This window comes from uncultured Caulobacter sp. (assembly GCF_937900395.1).
Lineage (GTDB): Bacteria > Pseudomonadota > Alphaproteobacteria > Caulobacterales > Caulobacteraceae > Caulobacter.
Window position 1 is genome coordinate 1 of record NZ_CALCDX010000079.1, and the last position, 6,468, is coordinate 6,468.

At 68.7% G+C, this 6,468-nt stretch carries 6 protein-coding genes; 4 read left to right on the forward strand and 2 right to left on the reverse strand.

Annotated elements, in window-relative coordinates; translation table 11 throughout:
- Positions 1–767 (forward strand): zinc-binding dehydrogenase (locus tag Q0379_RS06870; protein WP_299006143.1); only part of this gene is annotated, 767 nt, incomplete at its 5' end.
- A 134-nt stretch (positions 768–901) separates the two neighbouring features.
- Here Q0379_RS06870 and Q0379_RS06875 read toward each other — a convergent pair.
- On the reverse strand, positions 902–1,231 hold the full coding sequence (locus tag Q0379_RS06875) for a copper-binding protein (RefSeq protein WP_299006146.1): 330 nt from the start codon (positions 1,229–1,231) through the stop codon (positions 902–904).
- A gap of 304 nt (positions 1,232–1,535) precedes the next feature.
- Here Q0379_RS06875 and mdoH point away from each other — a divergent pair, with 304 nt between their 5' ends.
- Both mdoH and Q0379_RS06885 read left to right on the forward strand, forming a co-directional pair.
- The gene (gene mdoH / locus Q0379_RS06880) at positions 1,536–3,530 is read left to right on the forward strand and encodes a glucans biosynthesis glucosyltransferase MdoH (RefSeq protein WP_299006149.1); all 1,995 of its coding nucleotides are present in this window, start codon (positions 1,536–1,538) and stop codon (positions 3,528–3,530) included.
- Positions 3,531–3,620: 90 nt separating this feature from the next.
- A complete protein-coding gene (locus tag Q0379_RS06885; protein WP_299006152.1) occupies positions 3,621–4,517 on the forward strand; it encodes a cobalamin biosynthesis protein CbiG in 897 nt (298 codons plus the stop codon).
- Here the strand turns inward: Q0379_RS06885 and Q0379_RS06890 are convergent.
- On the reverse strand, positions 4,514–5,914 hold the full coding sequence (locus Q0379_RS06890; RefSeq protein ID WP_299006156.1) for an MATE family efflux transporter: 1,401 nt from the start codon (positions 5,912–5,914) through the stop codon (positions 4,514–4,516). The genes Q0379_RS06885 and Q0379_RS06890 overlap by 4 nt on opposite strands.
- 128 nt (positions 5,915–6,042) lie before the next feature.
- On the opposite strand from Q0379_RS06890, the gene Q0379_RS06895 reads away from it, so the two are divergent.
- Positions 6,043–6,468 (forward strand): SDR family NAD(P)-dependent oxidoreductase (locus Q0379_RS06895; RefSeq protein ID WP_299006158.1); only part of this gene is annotated, 426 nt, incomplete at its 3' end.

Below are 6,468 nucleotides of genomic sequence, written 5' to 3' on the forward strand. Positions count from 1 at the left end.
AGCCGGGCGACATCGTCAACTCGATGTTCGGCTGGCGCGAGGCCTATAACGCCTCGCCTAAGGCGCTGGCGGCCGGCGGCCTGGGCGCCATCACCAAGATCGAAACCCACGGCATTCCGCCCCAGGCCTTCCTGGGCGTGGTCGGCATGCCCGGCCTGACCGCTTATGTCGGCCTGCTGCGCATCGCGGCGCTGAAGGAGGGCGACGTCGTCTTCGTGTCGGCCGCCGCCGGCGCCGTCGGCTCGGTCGTCTGCCAGATCGCCAAGCTGAAGGGCCACACCGTGATCGGCTCGGCCGGCGGTCCGGAAAAGGTCGCGTTCCTGAAGTCGATCGGGGTCGACCACGTGATCGACTACAAGGCCACGCCCGACGTGGTGGCCGAACTCGCCAAGGTCGCGCCCAAGGGCATCGACGTCTATTTCGAGAATGTCGGCGGCGTCCACCTGGAGGCGGCGATCAACTCGGCCCGCCCGTTCGCGCGCTTCGCCCTGTGCGGGATGATCTCGCAGTACAACGAGACCGGTAAGCCCGAGGGGCCGTCGAACATCATCCTGGCCGTGGGCAAGAGCCTGCGCCTGGAGGGCTTCATCGTCTCCAACCACGCCGACATGTTCCCGCAGTTCGCCAAGGACATGGCCGAGTGGATCAAGGCCGGGAAGATCACCTGGAAGGAAACGGTCGAGGAAGGGGTGGAACGCGCGCCGGACGCTTTCCTCAAGCTCTTCACCGGCGAGAACCTCGGCAAGATGCTGGTGAAGCTGAGCTAAGCCCCCTCTCAACCCGTCATCCCGCGACGTGTTCGCCGGACCCATGGTTCAGCTTTCACGTGAGAGCGAGATCATCCCTCACGTGGGGCCGACAAATGGGTCCCGCGCATGAAGCGCGGGATGACGGTGTTGGATTAGGGCCGAGCCTCCAACCTGGACACTTCCAGGCCGCCAGGCGTCTTCTTGAATTGGAACTTCACGCGCGCGCCGGGCGTGATCGGCGCCTCGGCCAGCACGTCCGCATAGACCTTGAATGGGTCGCGACCAGGCTTCAGCCCCGCCGCGCTCGCGCCGTCGTGATCGAGCGTGAGAATCTGACCCTCCAGGCTGGCGATAACGCCTTGGGCGTCATAGGCCGGCAGCCCTTCAGTCGATGGTGCGGCCTCAACCGCCGCGGGTTTCGCGGGAGAGGTCTCGGACCGATCGCCGCAGGCCGCAAGCGCCAGAACACCGGCCAAAACCAAGAAACGCCGGCAATTCATCATCTTAGCCAAATTCCCCTAGAAGGCGAGCATCGCTCGCGCGGCGCGCGGTCAGTGTATTTTCTCGCAACTGCGAAATCGGCGTGATTTCTGGTAGCGAATTTGTGATCAAGGTTTTACTGTGTGCGTCGCCGGTGCTTCTCCACGCCGGTTTTCGCCGTCATGAATCCGTCACGCGCGCTTGCACGGTTCCCCTAGCGAACCCGCGACCGCGCGGAAAGAGGCTGAAGCGGCGAAACATACGGAGAATGCCCGGTTCGCCGGAAAAAGTCCGAGATCTGACGATATGAGCGATCGTTCCGCCCTCTTCGACGTGCGCACCTCCACGAGCGTGTCCCTCGATCAGGTCGTGCAGCGGCGGGACACCGTCGAGATCCCCACCGAGGCGCCGCTGGCCATGCCGGTCCAGCCGCTGGGCTTCTGGCAAGGCGGTCCGCGCCGCGCCGCCGCGCTGGTCGCCAGCATGTCGATGCGCCGCTGGATCATCGCGCTCTCGACCATCGTCATGGGCTGCGCCGGCTGGAAGGCCACCTTCGACACCATCGCCCTGGGCGGCGTGACCCGTCTCGAGGCCATCGTCCTGACCCTGCTGGCTCCGCTGTTCCTGGCCCTGTCGCTGTGGTTCTGCACGGCCGTGGCCGGCTTCGTGATCCTGCTGGGCAAGCCCAAGGATCCGCTCGGCATCGACAGCGAAAAGCCGATGCCCAAGCTGCACACCCGCACCGCCATCCTGATGCCGGTGCACAACGAGGACGCCGCCGCCGTCTTCGCCCGCCTGCGCGCCATGGACGCCTCGCTGGCCGAGACCGGCATGAGCCGTCACTTCGACATCTTCGTGCTGAGCGACACCCGCGACGCCCAGGTGGCCCTGGCCGAGCAGGCCTGCTTCGCCCGCTTCCGCCGCGAGGCGCACAGCAACGTCTACTACCGCGTCCGCAAGGAAAACACGGGCCGCAAGGCCGGCAATATCGCCGACTGGGTCAGTCGCTGGGGCGGCGCCTACGAGCACATGCTGGTGCTGGACGCCGACAGCCTGATGACCGGCGAGGCCATGGTCCGCCTGGCCGACGCCATGGAGCGCCACCCCGGCGCCGGCCTGATCCAGACCATGCCGATGATCATCAACGGCCAGACGATCTTCGCCCGCACCCTGCAGTTCGCCACGCGCCTGTACGGCCGCGTCGCCTGGACGGGCCTGGCCTGGTGGTCGGGCACGGAGAGCTCCTTCTGGGGCCACAACGCCATCGTCCGCACCCGCGCCTTCGCCGAGACCTGCGGCCTGCCGCACCTCCATGGGCCCAAGCCCTTTGGCGGCGAGGTGATGAGCCATGACGCCCTGGAAAGCGCCCTGCTGCGCCGCGGCGGCTGGAGCGTGCACCTGGCCCCGTACCTGGAGGGCTCCTACGAGGAGAGCCCCTCGAACCTGCTGGACTTCGCCACGCGCGACCGCCGCTGGTGCCGGGGCAACATCCAGCACGTGCCGCTGGTCGGCCTGCCCGGCCTGCACTGGATGAGCCGCCTGCACCTCGTCATCGGCGTGCTGAGCTACGCCCTATCGCCCCTGTGGTTCATCGCCCTGACGGCGGGCGTCACCTCGCGCGCCCTGATGCCCGAGCTGAAGAAGGCGGCCTTCACCATGGCCGACCTGCAGGCCGCGGCGCACGCGCTGATCGACTGGCGCGAGATCCAGGCCACCGCCTGGGCCATGATCATCACCTTCGTGCTGCTGTTCGGCCCCAAGATCCTGGGCGCGATCCTCGTCCTGAACCGCAAGGCCGAGGTCAAGGGCTTCGGCGGCAAGCGCCGCATCGCCGCGGGCCTGGCGGTCGAGATGCTGCTGTCGGCCCTGGTCGCGCCGATGCTGATGTTCACCCAGACCCGGGCCATCGTGGAAATCCTGGCCGGCAAGGTCGGCGGCTGGGCCACCCAGCGCCGCGACGCCGACAAGGTCAGCTTCAAGGAAGCCTCGGCCGCCATGGGCTGGATCAGCGTCGCCGGCGTCGTGCTAGCCAGCGTCTTCTGGTTCACGCCGGACCTGTTCACCTCGACCGCGCCGATCCTGCTGGGTCTGGTCCTGGCCGTGCCGCTGACCATGCTGGGCGCTCACAAGGCGGCCGGCCTGAAGCTGAAGACCAATGGCCTGTTCATGACCCCGGAAGAGCGCCGCCCGCCGGCCATCGTCCGCGCGGCCCTGGGTCCGCCGTGCGAGCCGCCGATCCGCTGGTTCGCCCGCAACGGCCGTCCGATCGGCCCGACCGCCAAGATCCGCGACGCGGCCTGATATCGGCGCGTCAAGCGCTTTGATGATCTGGCCGGGCGGCTCTCGGAAGAGTAGAAGCGCGACTTCGTTTCTCTTTCGGAGCCGGCTGCCGTGTCGCGTCTGTTCAGCGCCTATGTGATCGTGGATTGGAGCGCCGCGGCCAAGCCGAGCACCGGCGCGGACTCCATCTGGATCGGCGTCCTCAAGCGCGACGTCCGTTTCCGCCTCAGCTTCGAGAGCTACAATCCGGCCACCCGCGCCGAGGCCGAAACGCGTCTGGCCGCGATCCTCGACGATCTGAAGAAGCGCGGCGAGCGGGCGCTGGTCGGCTTCGACTTCCCGCTGGGCTTCCCGCGCGGCCTCGCCAAGGCCCTCGCCCTGCCCGGCGACAAGCCCTGGCGCGCGGTCTGGGACCAGCTGGCCAAGATGGTCAAGGACAAGGCCGACAACACCAACAACCGCTTCGGCGTCGGCTCGGAGATCAACCGCCGCCTGACCGGCGGCCCTTTCCCATTCTGGGGCTGCCCGCCCAAGGACGCGCTGACGACCCTGCAGCCCAAGCGCGTCCGCGAACACGGTCCCGACGATCTTCCCGAGTTCCGCCAGGCCGACAAGGCCGCCAAAGGCGCCCATTCGATCTGGAAGCTCTATTACAACGGCTCGGTCGGCGGTCAGGCGATCGTCGGCATCCCGGCCGTGCGCCGCCTGAAGGACGCGCGCGGTGAGGCGGTGCGCGTCTGGCCGTTCGAGACCGGCTTCAAGGCGCTGACCGAGGCCGATCTCGAGGGCGTCGAGATCGTCGTGGCCGAGGTCTACCCGTCGCTGCTGAAGGCCATTCCAGCTCCGGGCGAGGTCAAGGACCTGGCCCAGGTGCGCGAACTCGCCGAACACTTCGCCAAGCTGGACGAGGCCGGCAAGCTGGCCGCCGCCTTCGCCGCGCCCAAGGGCCTAGACGAGGACGCGCTCGCCGTGGCCGAGACCGAGGAAGGCTGGATCCTGGGGGCCTAGGCCCCCTCCTCCCGCGCCAGTTTCCGGTCCCGCAGATCCAGGATCCTGAACCGCGCCAGCAGGAAGCCGGCCGCCAGGAAGCTGGTGACGATCACCGACAGCACCACGCCGTTCAGGCCCATGCCGCGCGGGATCGCCAGCCACCAGGCCAGCGGTCCCATGACCAGGGCGTAGCTGATCAGGTGGGTGATGGTCGGGACCCACACCTCGCCCCGCGCCCGCAGCGCCTGGGCCGCCACGACCTGCACCGCGTCGGGCGCCAGGAAGAGGCAGGTCAGCACGAGGGCCGGCAGGATCAGCTCCAGCGCCGCCGGGTCGGTCGTATAGGCCAGGGCCACCCAGTGCCGGGTCGGATAGAGCAGCAGACCCGCGATGACACCGATGACCGCGATCACCGTGAAGGCGATCCAGCCGGCGCGGGTCATGCCGGCCGGGTCGCGCGCGCCATAGGCTCGCCCGACCTGCACCGCCGTCGCCGAGGCCACGCCCAGCGGGATCATGAAGATGATCGCCGCCACGTTCAGCACCACCGCCCACGCCGCGACGGCCAGGGCGCCGATCCAGCCGGCCACCAGGTTCATGCCGGCGAAGGCCGAGACCTCGAAGAAGTTCGACGCGCCCGCGCCATAGCCGATCCGTCGCTGCTCGATCTCGGCCGGGCGGTCGCGCGCCGGCTTGTCGAAGACGCCCAGCGCGCGGGCCTCCTTCATCCGCAGCACATAGATCGCCAGAGCGGCCAGCAGCGCCAGCCGCGCGGCGAAGGTCGACCAGGCGCCGCCCGTGGCGCCCAAGGCCGGAAGACCGAGGGTCCCCGGCACCAGGAGCAGATTGGCCGCCAGGTTCACGAGGTTGGCCAGCCACATCATCACCGCCCCCGGCGTCGGCCGCGCCAGCCCCTCCAGCCAGAACGTCAGGACCACCGAGACCGAATAGAGCGGCAACGACAGCGAGAAGACGATCAACGGCAAGGTCGCGCCGTCGGCCAAGCCGTCCTTCAGCCCCAGGCTGTGCAGGAACAACGGGCCCAGCAGCGCCTGAAGCGCCATCCCGCCGAGCCCGAGCCACAGGCTGTAGGTCAGGCCACGCCGCAGCACCGCCCCCGTCTCGTGCCGCTTGCCGGCGCCGATCGCGCGGGCGGTCATCACCTGCACCCCGACCAGCAGGCCGACGTTCATGGTCACGAAGATCGACGACGGCGCCCAGGCCATGGCGTGGAAGCCCAGCTGCTGAGCGGAGTAGTGACCGACCACGATCGCGTCGGTCAGGCCCATGACCATGATGCCCAGGCGCGACAGCACGACCGGCCCCGCCAGGCGGAGCAGTTCGATCAGATCGGTCAGGATGGGGCCGCGCGGCCGCTTCGGAGGAAGCGCCGTTCCGGCCGCGTCGCGCGGCATGGGGTCACCAATGTCAAAGAAGGCGGGCAAGGTGGCTGAAGCCCCCCGCGGGGGCAACCGCTTTCGGCAGCGGTTGGAACATCGCGCGGCGCCAGTGGTTTTCCGGGCTCACCCCCCAGGAGGCAGCCATGGCCGAGACCCAAACGCCCGAATTCGAACAGGCCGGCGAGCGCGCCGCCGACGCCGAACGCGCCATTCAAGCGCCGCTGGACGCCCAGGAGGAACGCTCCTTCCGGCCGAAGGAAGAGGAAAAGTCCGAAGCCATGCAGGCCGGCGCGCGCCCTTACCCCGCTCCGCCGTTTCCCGAACAGCACCAGAGCAAGCCCGGGGACGAATATCGCCTGGATCCGGCGCCGATGTACGATGCGCCATTCTACAAGGGCTCGGGCAAGCTTGAGGGCAAGGTCGCCCTGATCACCGGCGCCGATAGCGGCATCGGTCGGGCCGTGGCCGTGCTGTTCGCCCGCGAAGGCGCCGACGTCGCCATCGCCTATCTCAGTGAGGACAGAGACGCCCAGGAGACGCGCCTGGCCGTCGAGCTGGAAGGCCGCCGC

Coding starts and splice junctions, on each gene's coding strand:
- mdoH (WP_299006149.1), top strand. CDS start 1,536: ATGAGCGATCGTTCCGCCCTCTTCGACGTGCGCACCTCCACGAGCGTG.
- Q0379_RS06890 (WP_299006156.1), bottom strand. CDS start 5,914: ATGCCGCGCGACGCGGCCGGAACGGCGCTTCCTCCGAAGCGGCCGCGC.